The sequence below is a fragment of the Bradyrhizobium sp. genome, from assembly GCF_035652035.1.
Classification (GTDB): Bacteria; Pseudomonadota; Alphaproteobacteria; order Rhizobiales; family Xanthobacteraceae; genus Bradyrhizobium.
In genome coordinates, this window is sequence record NZ_DASREO010000007.1 from 1 (window position 1) to 20,293 (window position 20,293).

Below are 20,293 nucleotides of genomic sequence, written 5' to 3' on the forward strand. Positions count from 1 at the left end.
CGCTCGATCGCGCGGCGTTCGTCCGAAACCTCGACCAGCGTCGAGGACTATGCGGCGCATCTCGACGGCCGGCTGAACGCATTCGCGCGGACGCAAGCCATGGTCACGCGCGATCCGGAAGGAGGCGTCGATCTCGAATATCTCGTGGTCGAGGAGATGCTCGGATATAACGCGCGCGAGGGCGAGCAGCTTCGCGTGTCCGGACCGCCCGTGCGGTTCCAGCCGAAGGCGGCCGAGACCTTCGCGCTCGCCATCCATGAGCTCGCGACCAACGCCATCAAATATGGCGCGCTGAGCCAGCCGAAGGGCAAGGTCGACGTGTCATGGCGCGTCGACGAGTCGTCCAATCCACCCCAATTGGTGCTGGACTGGCGGGAGAGGGGAGGGCCTCGCGTCGGGCCGCCCCAGCGCAAGGGTTTTGGTACCGAATTGCTGGAAAAGACGCTGGCGTTCGAGTTCAAGGGCAAGACAACCCTGAACTACGATCCATCGGGCCTGCAATGCACGATCGCGATTCCGCTCAATCGCCAGGTCGTTCACACGCCCGCGGTCGGAGCGTGATCAGTTAAAAAAGCGCTATCGGATAGCTTGCCCGTCTCCGCAATCGGGGTAGCAGGTCGTTGACTATGCGAGAGAAGCGCGCTGGCGCTTCCGTTCGATGCGTTGCATCATCGCGGTCATGGCAGGCAGTATCTGGACCACCGAATTTTTTGACTGTCCCAATTGCGGACTGTCTTACGCTGCAACGAAAGAGCAGCATTCAGCCAAGCATTCCGGCAGCTTCAATTGCGAAGTCTGCGGGGTCGAAGTCCACGCATGGGCCGGCAACTACGATTTCTTCAACTGGAAGATCGATCAGCCGAACGCACCCGTGTTCGGCAAGCGGTGGGCGTGAGCGGACATCCGCCGCAACATCATTCGGCGGCCTGAGACGTGTCCGTCCGCTTGGCGATGACCTGCCGGAATTTCGCAGCGAGGTCGTCGCAGTAAGACGCGAGTCCCTGATAGAACGCCCGGTCCGGCCCGCTGGTCGCCTGCTCGGCCGACTTCTCGTATTGCGCGGCCTTGCGTTCGTATTTCTCTAGTTTCGTCTGAAGTTCACTCAACACGGACGCTACTCCACTCGACATATTGTTCTTGGCGTGAATGGTTGCCGGGCGTCCGACCGAAACGATGACTGGCTTGAGGCATTTTTGCAGCAGCCCTACGGCCCGCTTTTGACGTGACATTTCTGCACCGCGTCTTTCACGAACAAGTTCCCAGTCGAACAAACGCTGCGCGATAGCCCAGGAGCCGTTCCCCAATGGAGACGATCTGCAAGCCTGCTTAACTTAACGAGGCGGCTTTAACCCAGGTGAATGCGCGCCCCCCCCCGCGGTTTAGTGTCGGGCGATGGATGAGTCCCTTGCCCATCTCTCATATCGTTCGCTCGAAGCGCTGTGCCGTGAGCAAGCGAGGCTTTCGGCCAGCCCGGCGGTAAGGAATGAGCTCGAACATATGGCGCTCGAATACAAGCGATTGGCCGACTGGCAGGATGAGCAATGGCCCGAGCCGGGCGAGTAAGGTCGCGACGGTGGTAGTTCGCCCATGCATCGGAAGCGCCGTCGGCGCGGCGTAATGCGACCAAGCTACTTCTTGGATTTTTCACTCGCAGCCATGCACGAGATCAGGAGCGTAAAGTCACGCGCATTTTTGGCGATATCCGGCGTTCCCAGGTCCGCTTGGCCGTCCGAGGTTTGATAGGGCACAACACTGTTATCGAGGAAATCCCGCAGTGCGCCCGGCTTGATCGCAAAGTTGATGTTCTCGGGGATGGTGCCGGTCGCGCTGGCAAATTTCAGCGCATTGAGCTTGGCGGCAACGATGCCGACAACCTGTCCCTTCGAGTCCAGCAATGGACCGCCGCTGTTCCCCGGTTGAACGGCTGCGCTGATTTGCAAAAAGCGGGTGTCGTTCAATATCCCGCTCAGCGAACTGACGATGCCGGTTGTCACGGTAAAATCAGAGGTCAAGAGGCCATGGTACGGATATCCGATGGCCACCACCGAGTCGCCTGATCTGATGGGCTTGTCGCGGATCGACGCCATTGCCTTGAATGATCCGGCCGGGCCTTGCAGCAGCGCCAGGTCGTTGTTCTTGTCTGTGGATACGACCCTGAGCGGAACCTGCGCTTCGCCACTCAGGTTGCCCTGAATGTCGCCAACGCATCCGTCCACGACGTGATTGTTGGTGACGATGTGACCGCTTTGGCTGACCACGAAGCCCGTCCCATTTCGGCCAACCAGCTTGTCAGGCTTGGCGCTGTCCGCCGCCTTTTGCTCGCTGGTTGCTGGCGGCTTGGCTTCCCCGGAAGGGTTGGCTGCCGCGACCGAAAAGTCACCGGCACGGTCGACGCCGGCCGCTTTTACCCTTGTGACGCAGTTGGAGAGGGCCGGAAGCAAGGGGCCGGTGGAGCTCAGGGCGAACTGAAATGTAGCTCCCTTGGCGACCGCAACCATCAGGGTCGCCTTCTTGAAGTCGCGTAGCGCATTTGGGACCATGATCGCGCTGAGGAGTTGGTCCGATAACGCCGTCCCGAACAGGCGTACCTGCGACTCTCCGTCAAAGGTCAGGTCGATCGGAAATGTCTCGCCCTTCGTCAGGTGAAATTTAGAGCTAGCGAACGCCAAGAGCCATTGGTTCTTTACGTTGTAGCTGACAAGGAGCGATATCCCGCTCGCATAGCTCGAAAGGGCCGCGCAGTGCGAGAAGCTCCCGTCCGCATCGTTGGTGTAGGCCCCGCCATGCCAGCCTCCGAGGTGTATCGTCCCGAAAGGCCCGGCGGCGTTGGAGGGCGCGCAAGAAAACAGACCCGCCCATACAAAAACAATTGCAACTATCCGCTTCATTAACAGCCCCCAGGTTGAAATGACCTTACGTTCAAACTCGAGGCTGAGGAAGGGCTTTTGGGCGTGTGCGTGCCCGATCTGGATGGAGCCGAGGCGAAGTTCCATCGTGACGACGTGAATGTCCAATGATCGCGCGACTTCGACGCTCGCCACCAGTCCACCGCAGCGGGCTGTGCGCAGGTGCCGGCCTTCGCAGGCGAAGCGGACCGAGCCGGTGTGAGGACCTGCCTAGACCGCCTTCAGCTTGCGATAGGCGAACCACACCATCTTCAACAGCAGCCAACCGTCGCGGAAGCGCGAAATCTGGGTCTCGCCGAAGGTACGAGCCTTGTAGTGGATCGGCGTCTCGATGATTTTCAGATTCTGTTTCGCCGCGCCGAAGATCAGGTCGAAATCGCCGAACGGATCGAAGTTGCCGAAGTAGCTGCGCTCGCGCGCGAGCGCCTCGTAATCCCGGCGCAGCAGCACCTTGGTGCCGCACAGCGTGTCGGTGAGGCGCGTGTTGACGAGATAGCTGAACATATAGGCGAAGAAGCGGTTGGCGATGAAGTTGAGCGGCCGCATCGCCTCCTGCTCCATCGGATAGACCAGCCGCGTGCCGTTGACGAACTCGGCCTTGCCGGTCTCGATCACCGCGTGGAATTTCGGCAGCGCTTCCGGCGGCATGGTGAGATCGGCGTCGAGGATCATCAGGACGTCGCCGGTCGCAGCTGCAAATCCCTTGCGCACCGCGTCGCCCTTGCCCTTGCCGTCCTGCTTCAGCACCTTGATGTCCCACGTGTCCTTGTAGGCGTCGCGCACGCGCTCGCATTCGGCGAAGGTGCCGTCGCTGGAGTTGCCCTCGACGAACAGGATTTCCTGCGAGGAACCGAACTTCGGCATGCGCTTGATCGCGCTCTCGATGTTGCCGCTCTCGTTGCGGCACGGGATGAGGATGCTGGCCGAGAATTTCCGGTCCGGAAACTGCCGGACCGGCCGACCGACCAGATATGTCCGCAGGCATAATTTGCGGATTCCCGGCAACGGCGCGATGAAGCGGTTGATGAACGGACCCAGTCCCAGCCAGCGCTGCGGCAGCAGCTGCCGTTGCTCGGCGCTGATGACCTCGAAGTCGGCAAGGTCCATCAGGTTGAGGAAGTCGGCGGTGGCGATGAAGTTGATCTTCGGCTGCTTCGCCCGCAGGCCGACCGCTTCCGCAGCCTTCAACACCGGCTCCCACAAATGCGAGTAGTAGGAGATGATGAGGCGTGTGGACGGCGCGCAGAGGTGATGCACCAGCCGCAAGGTCGCATCGATGTCCTCGAACATGCCGATGGTGTCGGCAATCACGACGTAGTCGAACGGGCCTTCGATCGAGGACAGCGTCGCGGGATCCTCGACATCGCCGAGCACGAAATTAAGATCGGGATGCAGCTCGTTGGCTTTCGCAATGGTCCCGGCGCCGAAATCGATGCCGACGCCATAGGAGGGTTGAAGCGCTGCCAACAGATCGCCGCGGCCGCAGCCGAGTTCGAGCACCCGCTTGCCCGGCGGGATCAGGAAGCGCATGAACTTGAAGTCGTCTTCGTGGTAGGCCGCGTTGAATTCGCGCCAGCGCTGCAGTTCGTCGCCATTGGCCTCGAAATGCTGCACGAGGTCGCGCTTGCGCTGCGTCGGCAGCTCAAGGGAGCGCGCGGAATCGGACGGCCTCAAATACATCCCAACCTCGAGGTGTAAAACCGAGCGCCCTCTTAGCCGAATGGTAAAGCGCTGTAAATTCGATCGAAATGGCTGATTTCGAATAACGGGCGACGCATGACGCATGTGCCGCGCATTTGAAGGTCCTGCACCACAAGCGGCAAACTCCGTCCAGGACCTTCAAATGCAAAGCGGCACATGAGTTATAAGTTTTTGCGAGTGCCCACGACTTTCCGAAGTTCGTAAAAGGGGTGCTGCGACGGGGTACGAACTTCGGAAAGTGGGCACTAGCTGCGCAAGCCCCCGATTGCGCTCGTCTTTCTCACCCCATAACGTGCCGTCCAGAAACCTGAGAAGAATTTTTTGGAGAAGCGTCTATGGCCCGCCTGAAATTCGGTGCATTCCTCGCCCCGCACCACCCGATCGGCGAGCACCCGATGCTGCAATTCCGCCGCGACCTCGATCTGGTCGAGCAGCTCGATGCGCTCGGCTATGACGAGTTCTGGTGCGGCGAGCATCACTCTTCCGGCTGGGAAATGATCGCTTCGCCCGAGATGTTTCTGGCCGCGGCCGGCGAGCGCACCAAGCGCATCAGGCTCGGCACCGGCGTGATTTCACTGCCTTACCATCATCCGTTCAACGTGGCGCAACGCATGGTGCAGCTCGACCACATGACCGGCGGCCGCGCCATCTTCGGCTCCGGCCCCGGCGCGCTGGCGTCCGACGCGCATACGCTCGGCATCGATCCGATGACTCAGCGCGACCGCCAGGACGAGGCGATCGCGATCATCCGCCGGCTGTTCAGGGGTGAGCGCGTCACCGCCAGAAGCGACTGGTTCACCATGCAGGACGCGGCGCTGCAGATCCTCCCGCTTCAGGAGGAAATGCCGTGCGTGGTGGCTTCGATGATTTCGCCGTCGGGCATGACGCTTGCCGGCAAATACGGCATCGGCATCATCTCTCTCGGCTCGATGTCGACAAAGGGATTGATGTCGCTGGCGCAGCAATGGGAGTTCGCCGAGGACGCCGCCAAAAAGCACGGCACGACGGTGAGCCGCGCCGACTGGCGCGTGCTGCTCACCTGGCACATCGCCGAAACCCGCGAGCAGGCGAGAGCCCAGGCCGGCGCGGGACTGATGCGATGGCACAATGAATACAACGTCGGCACGTTGATGCGACCGGGCCTGAAGGCATTCTCTTCCGCCGACGAGGCCGTCGATCAGACCGCCTTCGTCGAGGGAGCAGCCTCCGCGATCGGAACGCCTGATGACCTCGTGGCCTTGATCAAGAACGTGATGAAAGTGTCGGGCGGTGTCGGCACCATCATCGGTTTCGTGCATGACTGGGCCAACCCGGAGAATACGCGCCGGAGCTGGGACCTGGTGGCGCGCTACGTGGTGCCGGAGATCAACGGCTATGCTGACGGCTTGCGCAAGTCGCAGAAGTTCGTGATCGAGAACCGCGCGATCTTTGAGCGCGCGGGCGAAGCCGTGATGGCCAAGATCATGGGCAACGAAAAGGCCGCGGCCGCCCTCGGGGAGACCGGGCCCGGTCGTGTGGCGATTCCCTCCGTCAACGCGCCGGATTTGCAGAAGGAAGCGGCCAAACACCAAAAGGCCTGATTGACGCGGTTCGATCGTTGCGTTTCGGTACGTTCGTGTTGCGATGGAGCGCCTGCCATGTCGATGCAAAGTGCGGCTTTCTCGACGACGCCCCTGGCGCCACCCGACCGCCGGTCGCTTGCGCATATTCCGGGTGACGAAGGCTGGCCGCTGATCGGCCGCACGCTGCAGGTCCTCGCCGACCCCAAGGGCGAGGTCGAGCGGATGGCGGCCAAATATGGCCTGATCTATCGCAACCGCATCCTCGGCGAGACCAGCATCACCATGCTGGGGCCCGATGCCAACGAACTCTTGCTGTTCGATCAAAACCGCCTGTTCTCGTCGACCTATGGCTGGGGCACGATTTTAGGCCGCCTGTTTCCGCGCGGCCTGATGCTGCTCGATTTCGACGAACATCGCCTGCACCGGCGTGCGCTCTCGGTTGCGTTCAAATCCGGGCCGATGAAATCCTATCTCTCCGCGCTCGATGCCGGCATTTCGCAGCGCGTGGCCGAGTGGCGGCAGCACCCGGGAGAGATGCTGTTTTATCCGGCCATGAAACAGCTGACGCTCGATCTGGCTGCGACGTCGTTCCTAGGAACGAGCATCGGCCCTGAGGTCAAGGGGATCACGAAAGCCTTCGTCGACATGGTCGCGGCCGCCGTCGCGCCGATCCGCACGCCCTTGCCCGGCACGCAGATGGCGCGCGGCGTCAAAGGGCGCGAGCGCATCGTCGCCTATTTTTCGCAGCAGATTCCGATCCGCCGCGCCAAGGGCGGCGAGGACCTGTTCTCCCAGCTTTGCCATGCCACCCACGAGGACGGCGCGCTGCTGTCGGAACAGGATATCGTCGACCACATGAGCTTCCTGATGATGGCCGCGCACGACACATTGACGTCGTCGCTGACGTCCTTTGTCGCGGCATTGGCCGAAAGCCCGGACTGGCAGCGCAAGCTGCGCGACGAAGTCTCAAGCCTCGGCGTTGCGGTCGATGCGCCGACCTCGTTCGATCATCTCGAGGCGATGCCGTTTGCCGAGATGGCATTCAAGGAAGCGATGCGGCTGCGGCCGCCGGTGCCGTCCATTCCGCGGCGGGCGACGCGCGATTTTGCTTTCGGCGGCTACCAGATTCCGGCCGGCACGCTGGTCGGCGCCAATCCGCTGTTCACGCACCATATGCCGGAGATCTGGCCCGATCCCGATGCGTTCGATCCCCTGCGCTTTACCGACGAGGCGCAGCGCACGCGCCATCGCTTCGCCTTCGTGCCGTTTGGCGGCGGCGCACATATGTGCCTGGGGCTGCATTTCGCCTATATGCAGGCGAAATGTTTCGCGCGGCATTTCCTGCAAAACCTCAGCGTATCCCTGCCGCCGAACAGCAAGCCGGACTGGCAGATGTGGCCGATCCCCAAGCCGCGCGACGGCCTGCGCGTGACGCTCGCGCCTGCCTAGCCGCCGTCCTGGCCAAAAGCCTTGCGCATCGCCGCATAGCCCTGCTGCTGCTGGCTCCAGTTACGGCCCCCGGTAATCGCGCCGTCGACCACGAGATCGTGCCCATTGATGAAGGTCGATTCGTCGCTGGCGAGGAACACCGCCGCGTGCGCGATGTCCTCGGGCAGGCCGGCGCGCGGGATCGGCTGGGCCGTCTTGAAGGCCTCGCGCATCATGTCAGGGGTTTTCTCGGCGGCCTCGGTCGGCAGTCCCAGCGCTTTGCCGAAAATGCCGGTCGCGATCGCGCCGGGCGAAATGCTGTTGACTCGAATGCCGGCTTCGCCGAGCTCCATGGCCACGCACTTGGTCAGATGGATGACGGCGGCCTTGGCGGCGCCATAGACGACCGAAGACGAAAAGCCGGCGAGGCGTCCGGCGATACTGCCGTTGTTGATGATGCTGCCCGCGCCCTGGCGGCGCATATGCGGCGCGGCATGCTTCATGCCGAGCATGACGCTGCGAACCAAAGTTGCCATGGCGGCATCGAAACGCTCGACGTCGAGACCTTCGATGCCGCCGGTCTGCGCCGGTCCGCCGGCATTGTTGAACAGGCTATCGATCCGGCCGAATTTGTCGACGGCGAGATTAATCAGGTTGCGAACGTCGTCTTCGATGGTGACGTCGGTGCGGCGAAACAGGCAGGCCGGGCCGAGCTTGTTCGCGAGCGCTTCGCCTTCGGCGGCGCGGCGGCCGGCGATGACGACTTTTGCGCTCTCGGCCACGAAAACTTCCGCGGTGCGCAAGCCAATGCCGCTTGTCGCGCCGGTGATCACCGCAACCTTGCCGTCGAGCCTGCCCATATATTCGTCCTCCTTTTTGACACGGTCGCGTGAAAATAGCCTGCCGGAGCAGCGCGAGTCACGCGTTGCGGTCGCTGGTTTCTCCCCCCGATCGGTTTCTATGTCGCGGAATGCCCTTCCTTATCCCGGTGTTAAACGGGATAGCTCACCGTCCGCAGATTGCAGCCGGCCAATTTCGGCTAAGGTGAGTCCCGTTTCGGGTCCGGAATACGCGCTGATGTGGCCAATAGCAGGATTGATCGACGAGTTTCGGCGAGGTTGGCAAGGCATCTCCCGGCCCTCGCTGGCGTTCAGCGTCGGATTTTCAATCGCCTGCCTTGCGCTGTCGACGGCCGCGCGATGGATTCTCGCGATGATCCGGCCGGATGTTTACTTCACGCCTTATTTCCCGGCCATTTTCTTTGCGACCGCGATCGGCGGCTACCGCACCGGCATCGCCACCGCTGTCGCCGGCGGCGCGCTCGGCGTCAGCCTGAATTTTGGCGATGCGCCGAGCAGCCCTTTCCCGCGGCTCGTGCTGCTGGTGATTTTTTCGGTTGTATCAGCGCTGACGATTTGGGGCGTCGAGCACTATCGTTCGATGGCCGCCAAACAGCGGGACATTTCCAAACGGCTGATCCAGGAGGAGGAGTACCGCAAGCTCCTCGTCGACGAGCTGCAGCACCGGCTGAAAAACAAGCTATCGACGGTCCATGCCGTGCTTCATCAGGTGTTGCAGAACCAGCCGCAGGTTTGGGAGAGCATCGATCATCGCATGCGCGCGCTGGCGGCGACCGACGAGCTCATCACCGGCGTCGACGGCGGCGGCTGCGACATCAAGGATCTGCTGCTTTCCGAACTCGGACCTTACGGCCATGTCCGCTTCACCCTGAACGGGGAGCGCTTGTTCCTGCCCGCCAAGCTTGCCGTCAGCCTGGCGCTGGTTTTTCACGAGCTTGCGACCAATGCCGGGAAATACGGCGCATTTTCCTCCGTGCGCGGCCTGCTTCAGGTGTCCTGGTCCGTTAACAACGACCGGCTGAGCATTGCCTGGGACGAGACCGAAGGACCTTCGATCGCTCATGTCGGGGAGCCGGGTTTTGGCACCAAACTGCTGGCATCGGCGCTCAAGCCTTTCGACGGCAAGACCGAGATCAGCTTCTTGAAGAGCGGCGTCCACTGCACCATGCAGTGCCGCGTTCCCAAAGCTTGATAGCAAGGCCCGATCACGAGGCCTGAGAGGCCGAAAGAGCCGCGATACGGGCCCGCAAAGGGCGCCGCGAGCCCGCGCGTTGACGTTCTGTTAATTACGATTGCTGTGGCTGGTTGCGAGGACGCCCGCGCTCAATTCCATGACCGTCCACTTAACCAAAACTACAAGAGACTTTGCCAGTCTCGACCTCGTGCCACCTATTTGAAGTTCCTGCGCCACAAGCGGCGAATTTGACCAGGAACTTCAAATAGCAAAGCGGCACTAGATTCTACGGGTTTGCTAGTGCCCATGACTTTCCGAAGTTCGTGAAAGTGGGTGCTGAGGTTTCGCACGAACTTCGGGAAGTGGGCACTAGTCATGCAAAACCCGCCGAGCCATCCGATTCCGTCCACGCCGGACGCCCGCGAATCCGCGGCCGAGGGTGACCTCGGCCTGCTCCGAGATATCCTCCGGCTGCTTCCGGCCGGCGTGACCGTTCAGGACGATGAAGGCCACTTCCTCCTGATCAATGACGCCGCAGCGTCGCATTTGGGGATGGCTTCCGCCGACGCCGCTTCCAGGCATCTGAACGAGCGGCGGCAAAAAGGACTTGACCTGCTTCGCAGCGGCCGCATGGCCGTATCGGAGGTGGCCGTCACCGGCAACAACGGCGAACAGTTTCTGCTCGCGGCGCACCGGCCGGTGCGCATCGGCGGCCGCAACCTGCTGCTGTCGAGTTCGACCGACATCAGCGAACAGAAGGCCGTCGAGGATCATCTGTTCCGTTCGGCCTATTTTGACGAGCTGACCAATCTGCCGATGCGGCGGGTGATCGAACACCGCGTGCAAAGTCTGATCCAGCGCTACGAGCCGGGTTACTCCTTTGCGCTCGCCTTTCTCGACGTCGATAATTTCAAGCACATCAACGACTATTACGGCCATTCGGTCGGCGACGCGCTGCTGGTCGAGGTCGCCAAGCGCGTCGGACTTAATCTGCGCGACACTGACATGCTGTCGCGGATCTCAGGCGATGAGTTCCTGCTCCTGCTCAACCCGGTCGATAGCGAGGAAGAAGTCGCCGACTATATCGAAGCGACCTTGCAGCGGCTGAAGGCGCCGTTCTTCATCGATGGATCGGAAATCTTCGCTTCGACGTCGATCGGCGTCAGCCTGTTTCCCGATCATGGCCGCAGCTACGACGCGCTGCTGCAGAACGCCGACATTGCGATGTACCGGGTCAAGAACGACGGCAAGGGCGCGGCCGCCTTCTTCGATACCAGCATGGAGCGCGAGGCGCTGCTGCGCATGAAGATCGAGCAGTCGCTGCGGCACGCCATCCTCGAGAAGCGCTTTTGTTGCGCCTTCCAGGCCAAGGTCGACATCCGCACCAAGGAAGTCAAAGGCGTCGAGGCGCTGGTTCGTCTGCGCGACGACGAAGGCGTGATCCAGGCGCCGGGGACGTTCATCAATCTTGCGGCCGAGCTCGGTCTGATTGACGAACTCACGCACCTCGTGCTGGCCGAAATTGTCCGCTCCATCGACCTCATCAACGAGACCTTCGGCCCCGAAGCCACGATCAGCATCAACGTCGCGGCCAAGCAGGCCGATAATCCGACCTTCATGCGCTCCTTTGCCGAGGCGCTGGAGGCAACCGGCTTCCCGCGGCGCTTCATGATCGAGGTCACGGAAGACGCTTTCGTGACCAAGCGGCGGTTCCAGGATGAAGTCGTGCCGATCTTCCGCAAGCTCGGGGTCGCGATCTCGATCGACGATTTCGGCATCGGCTATTCGTCGCTGTCGGCGCTGGCCGACATCACCGCCGACGAAATCAAGATCGACCGCTCCTTCATCAGCGACATCCACCTTCGTCCGCGCAGCCAGGGCATTCTGCGCGCGATCGAATCGCTTGCCGAAGCGCTCAACATGAGCGTGATCGCGGAAGGCGTCGAAACCTTCGAGGAGCTGGCTTACCTGCAAGCCGCGACGCGAATTCGCTACGCGCAGGGCTTTTATTTTGCGCGACCTATTTTCCTGGAAGAACTCAATATGGTCGCGCCCGCGGCCAGCGAGAGCCGCGTCAATGCGACGAGCCGGCCGGTGCAGGAAAATCGCTTCGCTCATTCCGCACGTCCCAACCGCTATCGCCGCTAAGCACTGGCTCCGCCGCCGGTCTGACGAACATGAACGGCGTTTGACGTGACGCGCGTGGTCCGCCTTATTCCGGCGCGCCCCTTCCTTGCCACCCTCGTCGGTACTATCTTTTGCTCGTGCCGCCGCCTTCCGGCGGCCGGTTCGCGCAATTGCCTTTCGAAGAGGTCACATGCAACCCGTTTCGATATTTCTCAATATCCTATGGCTGCTGCTCGGTGGCGTGGAGATGGCGGCCGGCTGGCTGATTGCAGCGATCATCATGGCGATCACGATCGTCGGCCTGCCCTGGGCGCGCGCTGCCTTCAATATCGCCATCTACACGTTGTTGCCATTCGGCCAGAAAGCGGTGCGGCGCGACCTTCTGACCGGCGAGACCGACGCCGGCACGGGCGTGCTCGGCCTGATCGGCAACCTGATCTGGCTGGTTCTTGCCGGCTGGTGGCTCGCGCTCGGCCATCTCGTCGCGGCGGTGGTTCTCGCCGTGACCATTATCGGCATTCCCTTCGCATGGGCGCACCTGAAGCTCGCCGGCATTGCGTTGTGGCCGGTCGGCAAGGCGATCGTTCCGGCCTAGTGCCCACTTTCCGAAGTTCGTGTTACATCGCAGCGACCACTTTAACGAACTTCGGAAAGTCATGGGCACTAGCAAACTTAGTGATTCTAGTACCGCTTTATCGATCTGAAGTCCCTGGTTGAATTCGCCGCTTGCGGTGCAGGGACTTCAGATCGGCGGTACTAGGCCGTTAGTCCCCGGCTAACTTCGCCTCGCGGCCCGAGATCGCTTCTTCCACGCTGCGAAACAGGTGGTCGGGGCCGAGCAGCGCATCGATGCCGAAGCGCGTGAGCGCAGCCTGTGCGCGGTCCGATTCGAGCCGGGCGATGGCAAAGTCCACGCCCTCGGCGTGGCACTGACGGATGACGTCGGTCAACACCTGCGCGGCGGTGAAGTCGATCTCGACAATGCCGGTCGCCTCCAGCACCACGAGCCGCACTTTTGGCTGTGAAGACTTCAACGCCGTCATGATATCGCGCCGGAAGTCATCGGCGTTGAGGAACGACAGCGGCGCCTGAAAGCCGAGGACGATCACGCCAGCCTCCTGCTCTCCTGGAAGTCTGGAGCTCTCTGGCCACCAGATCGAGGTGCCGGGCACGCGTTCGAAGGTGCGCACGCGGGCGCGCGTCGTGCTCCAGATGCCGTGCAGCAGCGACAGTGCGATGCCGATGCCGACGCCCTGTTCGATCGGCAGCACGATGATCCCGGCCGCCGTCACCAGTATCAGCAGAAATTCGCCGAGCGATTGCCTGAAAACGGCGATGATCTGTTCGAGGCGGATGATGCGAAGCGCAACGAACAGCAGAACCCCGCCAAGGGCGGCGTTCGGGATTCGTTGCAGCAATGCGGTGCCGAAGGCGAGCAGCGCAATCACGATCGCGACCGCGGCAAGCCCCGCGATCTGCGAACGGCCGCCGGTTTCCGAGACGACGGCGGTTCGCGGCGGGCTTGAATTGACGGGAAACGCGCCGATCACGCCGGCAAAAATGCTGCCGATGCCGACGCCGACGAAATCGCGGTTGACGTCCGGCGGCTCGTTGGGATCGGTGGGAAACGACCTTGTCGTTGCCGCCGTCTGCACCATGACGACGACTGAGACGATGAGACCGAGCGACAACAGGCTGGCGAGACGCCCCGCAGGTACCATCGGAATCGTCAGCTTCGGCATCGTCACCGAAATAGCCCCGAGCACGCTGACACCGTGCTTCTCCAGGTGCAGCAGCACGACCGCCGCGCCCGCCAGGACAAGGCCGATCAGGGCGCCGGGAATCCGCGCACTGATCTTTTCGCACGCAGCGATGATGGCGAGCACGCCAAGACCGATGACGAGCGTAAAGACGTTGGTCTCGCCGAGATGTTCGGCAAGCGTTGCGAGGCGTTCAAGTGTCGGGCCTTCGGGCGACGGAACCCCGAGGATTCCCGGAAGCTGAGACGTCAGGATGTGCACCGAAATTCCGGCGAGAAAGCCGGTCGTGACTGGAACCGACAACAGGTCGGCAATCCAGCCCATGCGGAAGATGCCGGCCACGGTCAGCATCACGCCGACCATCAGCGCCAGTCCTGCAGCGAGCGTCATATAATCCGGCGAGCCGGCAGCGGAGAGCGCCGCCAGGCCGCCGGCGAAAATCGGCGTGATGGTGGAATCTGCGCCCGACGACAGGAAGCGGTTGCTGCCAAACGCGGCAAAGGCGAGCGAGCCCGCGACGAAAGCGAAGAAGCCGATCTGCGGGGCGAAGCCGCCAAGGCGCGCGGTCGCCATCTGCTCGGGGATGACGATGGCGGCAAGTGTCAGCCCGGCAAACAGGTCGCGGCTGAGAAATGCAGCCCTGTAGCCGGCAAGCGAGCCAAAGACCGGCCAGGCTTTGCCGGCAGCGGGGGCCTGCGACGATCCGGACTGATCCGTCATGGTGCGCGCTCTCCCTATGCTTCGGTCAGCGGCCCTTGTCCGGCGGCAACAGCGCTGCCGGAGGAAACGAGCGATTGACGACGTTGCGGATCGCAAAGCTCGACTGAATGCGGGAGACGCGCGGCAGACGCGACAGCTGCGACTTGTGAATGTGCTCAAAGTCCTCGATGTCGCGCGCAATTACGGTGACCAGATAGTCGTCGCTGCCGGACATCAGGAGGCACCGCACCACCGACGGGCATTTGATGATGGCGCGCTCGAACGTTTCGAGCGCGTCTTCGCTCTGGCTGTCGAGCGTGATGCGCACCATCACCGTGGTGCCAAGGCCAAGCGCCTTCAGGCCAAGCACGGCCTGATAGCCTTCGATCAGGCCGTCTTGCTCGAGCGCGGCGAGACGCCGGGCGCAGGCGGTGCTCGACAATCCGACGCGCTCGGCCAGTTCGACATGTGAACTGCGGGCATTCGAGGTGACTTCCCGAAGCAGTGCGATATCGGATCTATCCAGCTTGTGCATGATTCCTGCACCGTATCCCGCTTTTGCGCCCGAATACAGCGCAAATCCGCCCCGGCGGAGCAGCCTTTGCCGGAAACGCAGGCGGCATCGCTGATAGACAGGAGCCCAAAAGGGAGAATCACAATGCTGGTCGGCGTTCCCAAGGAAATCAAGGCGCAGGAATATCGCGTCGGGCTGACGCCTTCGTCGGTGCGCGAATATGTGGCGGCCGGACACGGCGTTCTGGTCGAGCAGGGCGCGGGCAACGGCATCGGCGCATCCGATGAAGTCTACCAGCGCGCGGGCGCCTCGATCGCGCCGAGCGCGGCGGATGTGTTTTGTCGCGCCGAGATGATCGTCAAGGTCAAGGAGCCGCAGCCCCAGGAGTGGCAGCAGCTTCGCGAGGGCCAGATCCTCTTTACGTATTTGCACCTCGCGCCCGACCGCGAGCAGGCCGAGGGCCTGCTGCGATCGGGCTGCACGGCGGTCGCCTATGAGACGGTGACGGATGACCATGGCGGCCTGCCGCTGCTCGCGCCGATGAGCGAAGTCGCCGGGCGCCTCTCGATTGAAGCGGCTGGCTCCGCGCTGAAGAAGCCGGCAGGCGGGCCTGGCCTGTTGATCGGCGGCGTTCCCGGTGTTGAGCCGGCGCGCATTGTCGTGATCGGCGGCGGCATCGTCGGCACCCATGCAGCGCGCATGGCGGTCGGGCTTGGCGCCGAGGTCAGCATTCTCGATCGTTCGTTGCCGCGCTTGCGCCAGCTCGATGAGATGTTCGCCGGCCGCGTGCGAACGCGGTTTTCGACGTTTGAGACGATCGATCACGAGATCGCAACGGCCGACGTCGTGATCGGCGCCGTCCTGATCCCCGGCGCCAGCGCGCCGAAGCTCGTGACGCGTCCGATGCTGAAATCGATGAAGAAGGGCGCGGTCATCGTCGACGTCGCGATCGATCAGGGCGGCTGTTTCGAAACCTCTCACCCGACGACGCATGACCATCCGACCTTCGAGGTCGACGGCGTCATCCACTACTGCGTGGCCAATATGCCCGGCGCCGTTCCGGTGACATCGAGCCATGCGCTCAACAACGCGACCTTGCGGTTTGGCCTTGTGCTCGCATCCGAAGGGCTGGCGGGAATCCGGCGGGATGCGCATTTGCGCGACGGGCTGAATATCCACCGCGGCAAGGTGACCTGCGAGGCCGTGGCCAAGAGCCTTGAACTCCCTTACCAGCCGCCGCTCGAGGCGTTGGCCTTGTAAAATCAGCGTTTACGGCAGCATTTGCCCAGCCCTTGGCACGCGGCGATCGGCCATTGCCGATGGCGGGCCAATCGGCTAAATCAGCCGCCATGCACCCGTAGCTCAGCTGGATAGAGCGTTGCCCTCCGAAGGCAAAGGTCACACGTTCGAATCGTGTCGGGTGCGCCAGTTTCCGCCGTAACGCCGTCATGGCCGTTTCGTGCTGCCCCGTCATGGGGACGCGGATATGAGACCTCCTCAAGGATCCAAGGCACTGGGCGACCACGCCGGGGCCTTGGTCTCGGCGAGAGGCAAGTCGATCACTACTGGTGCTGATGGATCTCTATCTCGGTGCTTCGTTCCAATGTGCCGTCGTGGAGGAGGCGATAACGTTGGCCGCGCCACGCGATGGGGCCGCCAAAGAAGCTGCAGAGGAAGACCGCGAATGAGATGACATCATGGGCTGCCAGCAGCCAGAGGCTATGGCGGCGCAAGTTGAACGAGCGTCCGACACGGAAAGTCAGGAAGACGCGGCTGAAGAAGGCGATCACGGGCAGGGCAATCGGGTGGTGTGCTCCCAGAAGCGCGGCAATTATCGACAACATCAGTGGATACATGAAAATGGTCCCGACATAGCCGAGCGGATCGATCGAACGGATCGTGCGCGACATGCGCATATGGTGCTCCCAGAACGACCGGAAACTGTGGTCGGAGCAGGCGTGACCGACAGCCCAACGAGGCACGACGACATCGAGCCCGGCGGCCCGAACCGCCTTGCCGATCGCATAGTCATCCGCAAGTTCGTCCAGGTAAGGTTTGAAGCCGCCGATACGGGCAAGCACGTCCTTTCGCATGGCGATCGCCGAGCCGAAGCAAGGTTTGGCGGCGCCGAATGTCAGCGCGACGATAACGTTGGGCAAGAACTGGGTGTTGATGTTGAGCGCGGACATCTCGGCCCAGACGCCGCCAGCCGCAACCCCGTAGTAAAGGCAGGTGGCGGCTCCGGTCCGAGTGCGATCGAGCTCAGCGACGAGATCGCTGAGAAAATCATCGTCGACGACAATATCACTGTCGGACAGGACGATGATCTCGTGGCGAACCTTCGCTTCCATGTTGACCAGATTTGCGACCTTCGGATTTCCGGCGTGCACTCGTTCGTCGATGACGAGGTCTATCTTCGCCGCCGGGTTCAGCCTCTGCACCAGCCGAACGACCGCATTTGCCGGATCGGCAAGCCGCTGGGTGCCGCAGACGATTTGTACCTTGCCTGCGTATCGTTGCCTGCAGAGCGAGGCAATCCGCAGAAACAAGCCGGGTTCGCTGCCGTGCAACGGCTTCAGGATCGTCACCGGCCGCGTTTTATGGATTGGCGTTTTGGAAGGTCTGTTGAATCGCGGCGCGATCATCGCGGCAAGAACGTTGTAGACGATTCCCAGAATTGCGCCCGCGACACAAATCTGCGTCGCGATATGCGTACTCTCATGTAGGCCAAGCATCGTTAACTGGCGTGCCTTCTCATTGAAATAACTTGAGACGGCCGGTTGCCGTCGTCATGAGATCGCGACCGTAAATTGATGTGACATTCGCGACCCGATCGTGACTGTTCGTTCGATCGTTGCGTATGCATCTCGAAATCGAACGCGGTCGTAGCAGGCGCGTTCCTAATGCGACAGGCCGCGACGGGGCGATCAATCAACGCAGGCCGCAGCGACTTTCGTCGCAGGCGTTGCCGAATAGAAACGAATGATCGGCGGCCGCGTTAGCCGGCAAGGAGCGCTCAGTGCGATCCAGCAACGGATCGTGCCGCCCCGGTTTGACTCCGTTCGCAGGCTTTCCCGATATGCCGGTCACGAGGCTTCTTCGAGGTCCGAGAACGACCGTCCAGACCAGCTGGGCAGTGATTTGCGCGGCGCTCGCGCTCGAAGCCGAAATCGTCGAGCGGCAGTTTGAAAGAGAAGCGTGGGAATCAGGCGCCGCCGACCTTTCCGATTTCATTGGCCGTGCCGCCAGGGATGGTTGCCGGGGAATTGTCAGTTTCGGCCTGGCGGGAGGATTATCTCCGAGCCTGCGATCCGGCGACATCGTCGTCGGATCGGAGATCATTGGTCAACGAGAAAGCAACCCGACGGACGATCTCTGGTCTGCGTGGCTTCTTTCTGCGATTCCAACGGCGGTGTACGGCCCCGTAGCCGGAGTAGACCAGCCGATTCTGGCCGACATCTCGCGACGCGAGCTCTGGCGTCGATCGGGTGCGCTGGTGGCCGATATGGAATCCCACATCGTCGCGCGACTGGCGACGGCGCACGCACTCCGGTTCGTCGCCCTGCGCGTGGTCGTCGATGCGGCAGGATGCAACGTGCCGCAGGTGGCGCTCGCCTGTGCTTCCAGCTGTGGCGAAACGAGCGGATGGCGGCTCAGTCGCCTCCTGCTGGGGCGTCCTTCCGATACGCTCGACGTGATCAGGCTTTGCGCGGATTGGCGGCCGGCTCGCAAGGCCCTTTTGCTTTGTTCCAATGTCCTTCTCGCCAGCGTCCATGCCGTCGAACTGTAGCGCCGGGTGAGGCGGCGGGCATCCGCTTCTGGAGATCGTAATGAGAAAGTCAGCGGATGTCCTGCTTACCGGCGCAAGCGGATTCGTTGGATCCGCGGTGCTGCGTCAATTGCGTCGTCACGGCCTCACGGTAAAGGCGCTGGTCCGGCCCGCCAGCCGCTATCGGGATTTGACGGGCGCCGATGTGCAGTTCGTCGAGGGCGATCTTCGCGAACGCTCATCGCTCGCAGCGGCATGCAATGGCTGCCGTTACTTGTTTCACGTGGCGGCCGACTACCGGCTTTCCGGCTGGGACAAGGCCGGCATCTTCGCCACCAACGTCGCGGGAACGCGCAACCTGATGGAAGAGGCGATGCGAAGCGGGATCGAGCGGATCGTCTACACCAGCAGCGTCGCGACGCTGCAATGCCGGCAAGATGGCGGGTCGGCCGATGAAGAGGCAAGTCTTTCCCTTCAGCACGCAATCGGCGCCTACAAGCAGAGCAAGGTGGTGGCGGAGCAGCTTGTTCTCGACATGGTGCGGAACAGGGGCCTGCCTGCGACGATCGTGAATCCGTCCACGCCGATCGGACCGCGCGATATCAAGCCGACGCCGACTGGAAGAATCATCATTGCCGCCGCTTCCGGCCGGATGCCGGTTTTTGTCGATACCGGGCTGAATCTGGTGCACGTCGATGACGTCGCGCGGGGACATCTGGCGGCGCTGCGTCGAGGCGGGGTCGGCGAACGCTACATCCTGGGCGGCGAAAACATTTCATTTTCGCTAATGCTGGCCGAGATTGCCGCCTTGGTCGGCCGCAGTTGCCCGAAGTATCGGATTCCCTGGTACGCCGCCGCGCCCGCCGCGCTCGCCGGAGAGGTGCAGGCATTCCTGACCGGCAACGAACCGCTCGCCAGCTGGGCGGGCGTTCGCCTTGCGAAATACAAGATGTTCTTCACGTCGAAAAAGGCGGAGCAGGAGCTCGGCTATCGCCCGCGGCCGCATGCCGAAGCCCTGAACGATGCCATCGCGTGGTTCGGCGCCCATGGGCATTTGCGATTGCCCACGCCGGTACAGTTCGGGGTCAGCCGATGACAGCGTGGTCGGGCCGATGCGGCGACGTGGAAATCTCGCGTGCGCCGAAACGCTTCATCAGTTCGTTGCGATGAAGGTAGACCAGCACGCGTTCGCGGCTGAAGCAATCGGATCGGAGCGCGGCGGGATTGCGGGAAATGACGATCATTGAAATCAGGATATTTTCGCCCAGCAATTGCAGCGCCTTCGAGATCGAGTGGTCGGGAGCTCCCTCGACGGCGCAGACGAAACCATAGTGCTGGGCCAGTCGCGCAACTGCCTGGGTTTCCTCCGTCGAGCCGAACATCATCTTTCCGCCAACAGCCTCTACGTCGTCGAGCGCCGGATGGGACGCCACGAAAGCGGCGAGCTCCTGAAGCGATAGTTCGAAGTCCTGCCGCATTCGTCGTGCCCAACCGATGGTCGGGCCCTGATCGGGAAACGGCGAAACATGCTCATTCCAAAGGTGAAGATTGATGATGCGGCTGCCGGCGCAAAGGCAAGTTCCGTCCGACAGCGCGATGTCGCGTGCCGTGGCGGCGACGTTCACGCGAAAGACGCAGCGCGGGCGCTCGCTGTATTCGAATATTCCCTGTCTGGCGCGCAGCGTCTTGTCGAGGGCAGACACGAGAGCATTCAACATCATCGGCTCACCACCAATTATGGCTCGGAGATACCGTGGGGCAACGACGGAGTGCCGTTACCGAAAAGGCCGCGC

The 20,293-nt window shown here is 62.2% G+C and carries 19 protein-coding genes and 1 tRNA gene; 12 read left to right on the top strand and 8 right to left on the bottom strand.

Going from position 1 to position 20,293, the window contains the following annotated elements; all coding sequences use genetic code 11:
• Together VFB05_RS02215 and VFB05_RS02220 are read left to right on the top strand one after the other, a co-directional pair.
• A partial coding sequence (locus VFB05_RS02215; protein WP_325008314.1) for a sensor histidine kinase occupies positions 1-561 on the top strand: 561 nt, incomplete at its 5' end.
• Positions 562-679: 118 nt separating this feature from the next.
• Positions 680-895: a hypothetical protein gene (locus VFB05_RS02220; RefSeq protein WP_325008316.1), complete on the top strand. Its 216-nt coding sequence runs from the start codon at positions 680-682 to the stop codon at positions 893-895.
• A 19-nt stretch (positions 896-914) separates the two neighbouring features.
• Here VFB05_RS02220 and VFB05_RS02225 read toward each other — a convergent pair whose 3' ends face one another.
• The gene (locus tag VFB05_RS02225) at positions 915-1,109 is read right to left on the bottom strand and encodes a hypothetical protein (protein ID WP_325008318.1); all 195 of its coding nucleotides are present in this window, start codon (positions 1,107-1,109) and stop codon (positions 915-917) included.
• Between the two features lie 283 nt (positions 1,110-1,392).
• On the opposite strand from VFB05_RS02225, the gene VFB05_RS02230 reads away from it, so the two are divergent.
• The gene (locus VFB05_RS02230) at positions 1,393-1,563 is read left to right on the top strand and encodes a hypothetical protein (protein WP_325008320.1); all 171 of its coding nucleotides are present in this window, start codon (positions 1,393-1,395) and stop codon (positions 1,561-1,563) included.
• 65 nt (positions 1,564-1,628) lie between these two features.
• Here the strand turns inward: VFB05_RS02230 and VFB05_RS02235 are convergent, their stop codons facing one another.
• Both VFB05_RS02235 and VFB05_RS02240 read right to left on the bottom strand, forming a co-directional pair.
• Positions 1,629-3,041 (bottom strand): S1C family serine protease, encoded by a 1,413-nt coding sequence (locus VFB05_RS02235; protein WP_325008322.1) that lies wholly within the window; start codon positions 3,039-3,041, stop codon positions 1,629-1,631.
• A gap of 75 nt (positions 3,042-3,116) precedes the next feature.
• The gene (locus tag VFB05_RS02240; RefSeq protein WP_325008324.1) at positions 3,117-4,586 is read right to left on the bottom strand and encodes a bifunctional class I SAM-dependent methyltransferase/glycosyltransferase family 2 protein; all 1,470 of its coding nucleotides are present in this window, start codon (positions 4,584-4,586) and stop codon (positions 3,117-3,119) included.
• A 356-nt stretch (positions 4,587-4,942) separates the two neighbouring features.
• Between VFB05_RS02240 and VFB05_RS02245 the strand changes: the two genes are divergently transcribed.
• Together VFB05_RS02245 and VFB05_RS02250 are read left to right on the top strand one after the other, a co-directional pair.
• Positions 4,943-6,187: an LLM class flavin-dependent oxidoreductase gene (locus tag VFB05_RS02245; protein WP_325008326.1), complete on the top strand. Its 1,245-nt coding sequence runs from the start codon at positions 4,943-4,945 to the stop codon at positions 6,185-6,187.
• A 57-nt stretch (positions 6,188-6,244) separates the two neighbouring features.
• Entirely contained in the window at positions 6,245-7,618 is a 1,374-nt protein-coding gene (locus tag VFB05_RS02250) for a cytochrome P450 (RefSeq protein WP_325008329.1), read from the top strand.
• On the opposite strand, the gene VFB05_RS02255 is transcribed toward VFB05_RS02250, so the two are convergent.
• Positions 7,615-8,457, bottom strand: a complete 843-nt coding sequence (locus tag VFB05_RS02255; protein ID WP_325008332.1) for a glucose 1-dehydrogenase — start codon at positions 8,455-8,457, stop codon at positions 7,615-7,617. The two genes, VFB05_RS02250 and VFB05_RS02255, sit on opposite strands and share 4 nt — an antisense overlap.
• A 226-nt stretch (positions 8,458-8,683) precedes the next feature.
• Between VFB05_RS02255 and VFB05_RS02260 the strand changes: the two genes are divergently transcribed.
• The 3 genes from VFB05_RS02260 to VFB05_RS02270 all read left to right on the top strand — a co-directional run bounded on the left by VFB05_RS02260 (position 8,684) and on the right by VFB05_RS02270 (position 12,353).
• Positions 8,684-9,649 (top strand): sensor histidine kinase, encoded by a 966-nt coding sequence (locus VFB05_RS02260; RefSeq protein WP_325008472.1) that lies wholly within the window; start codon positions 8,684-8,686, stop codon positions 9,647-9,649.
• A gap of 357 nt (positions 9,650-10,006) precedes the next feature.
• A complete protein-coding gene (locus tag VFB05_RS02265; protein WP_325008334.1) occupies positions 10,007-11,779 on the top strand; it encodes a putative bifunctional diguanylate cyclase/phosphodiesterase in 1,773 nt (590 codons plus the stop codon).
• 169 nt (positions 11,780-11,948) lie between these two features.
• Positions 11,949-12,353 (top strand): YccF domain-containing protein, encoded by a 405-nt coding sequence (locus VFB05_RS02270; RefSeq protein ID WP_325008336.1) that lies wholly within the window; start codon positions 11,949-11,951, stop codon positions 12,351-12,353.
• 169 nt (positions 12,354-12,522) lie between these two features.
• Here VFB05_RS02270 and VFB05_RS02275 read toward each other — a convergent pair whose 3' ends face one another.
• The gene (locus tag VFB05_RS02275; RefSeq protein WP_325008338.1) at positions 12,523-14,238 is read right to left on the bottom strand and encodes a SulP family inorganic anion transporter; all 1,716 of its coding nucleotides are present in this window, start codon (positions 14,236-14,238) and stop codon (positions 12,523-12,525) included.
• 25 nt (positions 14,239-14,263) lie between these two features.
• A complete protein-coding gene (locus tag VFB05_RS02280; protein WP_325008340.1) occupies positions 14,264-14,752 on the bottom strand; it encodes an Lrp/AsnC family transcriptional regulator in 489 nt (162 codons plus the stop codon).
• 123 nt (positions 14,753-14,875) lie between these two features.
• Here VFB05_RS02280 and ald point away from each other — a divergent pair, with 123 nt between their 5' ends.
• Both ald and VFB05_RS02290 read left to right on the top strand, forming a co-directional pair.
• Positions 14,876-15,991: an alanine dehydrogenase gene (gene ald, locus VFB05_RS02285; RefSeq protein WP_325008342.1), complete on the top strand. Its 1,116-nt coding sequence runs from the start codon at positions 14,876-14,878 to the stop codon at positions 15,989-15,991.
• A 91-nt stretch (positions 15,992-16,082) separates the two neighbouring features.
• A tRNA-Arg gene (locus tag VFB05_RS02290) sits at positions 16,083-16,159 on the top strand.
• A gap of 134 nt (positions 16,160-16,293) precedes the next feature.
• Here the strand turns inward: VFB05_RS02290 and hpnI are convergent.
• Complete coding sequence (hpnI, locus tag VFB05_RS02295; protein ID WP_325008344.1) at positions 16,294-17,466, bottom strand: bacteriohopanetetrol glucosamine biosynthesis glycosyltransferase HpnI; 1,173 nt, start codon at positions 17,464-17,466, stop codon at positions 16,294-16,296.
• 284 nt (positions 17,467-17,750) lie between these two features.
• Here hpnI and VFB05_RS02300 point away from each other — a divergent pair, with 284 nt between their 5' ends.
• On the top strand, positions 17,751-18,521 hold the full coding sequence (locus tag VFB05_RS02300) for a hypothetical protein (protein WP_325008346.1): 771 nt from the start codon (positions 17,751-17,753) through the stop codon (positions 18,519-18,521).
• Positions 18,522-18,561: 40 nt separating this feature from the next.
• Complete coding sequence (hpnA, locus tag VFB05_RS02305; protein ID WP_325008348.1) at positions 18,562-19,596, top strand: hopanoid-associated sugar epimerase; 1,035 nt, start codon at positions 18,562-18,564, stop codon at positions 19,594-19,596.
• Here the strand turns inward: hpnA and VFB05_RS02310 are convergent.
• Positions 19,586-20,221, bottom strand: a complete 636-nt coding sequence (locus tag VFB05_RS02310; RefSeq protein ID WP_325008350.1) for a YkoP family protein — start codon at positions 20,219-20,221, stop codon at positions 19,586-19,588. The genes hpnA and VFB05_RS02310 overlap by 11 nt on opposite strands.
• Positions 20,222-20,293: the final 72 nt, after the last annotated feature.

Coding starts and splice junctions, on each gene's coding strand:
- VFB05_RS02220 (WP_325008316.1), top strand. CDS start 680: ATGGCAGGCAGTATCTGGACCACCGAATTTTTTGACTGTCCCAATTGC.
- VFB05_RS02230 (WP_325008320.1), top strand. CDS start 1,393: ATGGATGAGTCCCTTGCCCATCTCTCATATCGTTCGCTCGAAGCGCTG.
- VFB05_RS02240 (WP_325008324.1), bottom strand. CDS start 4,586: ATGTATTTGAGGCCGTCCGATTCCGCGCGCTCCCTTGAGCTGCCGACG.
- VFB05_RS02245 (WP_325008326.1), top strand. CDS start 4,943: ATGGCCCGCCTGAAATTCGGTGCATTCCTCGCCCCGCACCACCCGATC.
- VFB05_RS02250 (WP_325008329.1), top strand. CDS start 6,245: ATGTCGATGCAAAGTGCGGCTTTCTCGACGACGCCCCTGGCGCCACCC.
- VFB05_RS02255 (WP_325008332.1), bottom strand. CDS start 8,457: ATGGGCAGGCTCGACGGCAAGGTTGCGGTGATCACCGGCGCGACAAGC.
- VFB05_RS02265 (WP_325008334.1), top strand. CDS start 10,007: ATGCAAAACCCGCCGAGCCATCCGATTCCGTCCACGCCGGACGCCCGC.
- VFB05_RS02270 (WP_325008336.1), top strand. CDS start 11,949: ATGCAACCCGTTTCGATATTTCTCAATATCCTATGGCTGCTGCTCGGT.
- VFB05_RS02275 (WP_325008338.1), bottom strand. CDS start 14,238: ATGACGGATCAGTCCGGATCGTCGCAGGCCCCCGCTGCCGGCAAAGCC.
- VFB05_RS02280 (WP_325008340.1), bottom strand. CDS start 14,752: ATGCACAAGCTGGATAGATCCGATATCGCACTGCTTCGGGAAGTCACC.
- ald (WP_325008342.1), top strand. CDS start 14,876: ATGCTGGTCGGCGTTCCCAAGGAAATCAAGGCGCAGGAATATCGCGTC.
- hpnI (WP_325008344.1), bottom strand. CDS start 17,466: ATGCTTGGCCTACATGAGAGTACGCATATCGCGACGCAGATTTGTGTC.
- hpnA (WP_325008348.1), top strand. CDS start 18,562: ATGAGAAAGTCAGCGGATGTCCTGCTTACCGGCGCAAGCGGATTCGTT.
- VFB05_RS02310 (WP_325008350.1), bottom strand. CDS start 20,221: ATGATGTTGAATGCTCTCGTGTCTGCCCTCGACAAGACGCTGCGCGCC.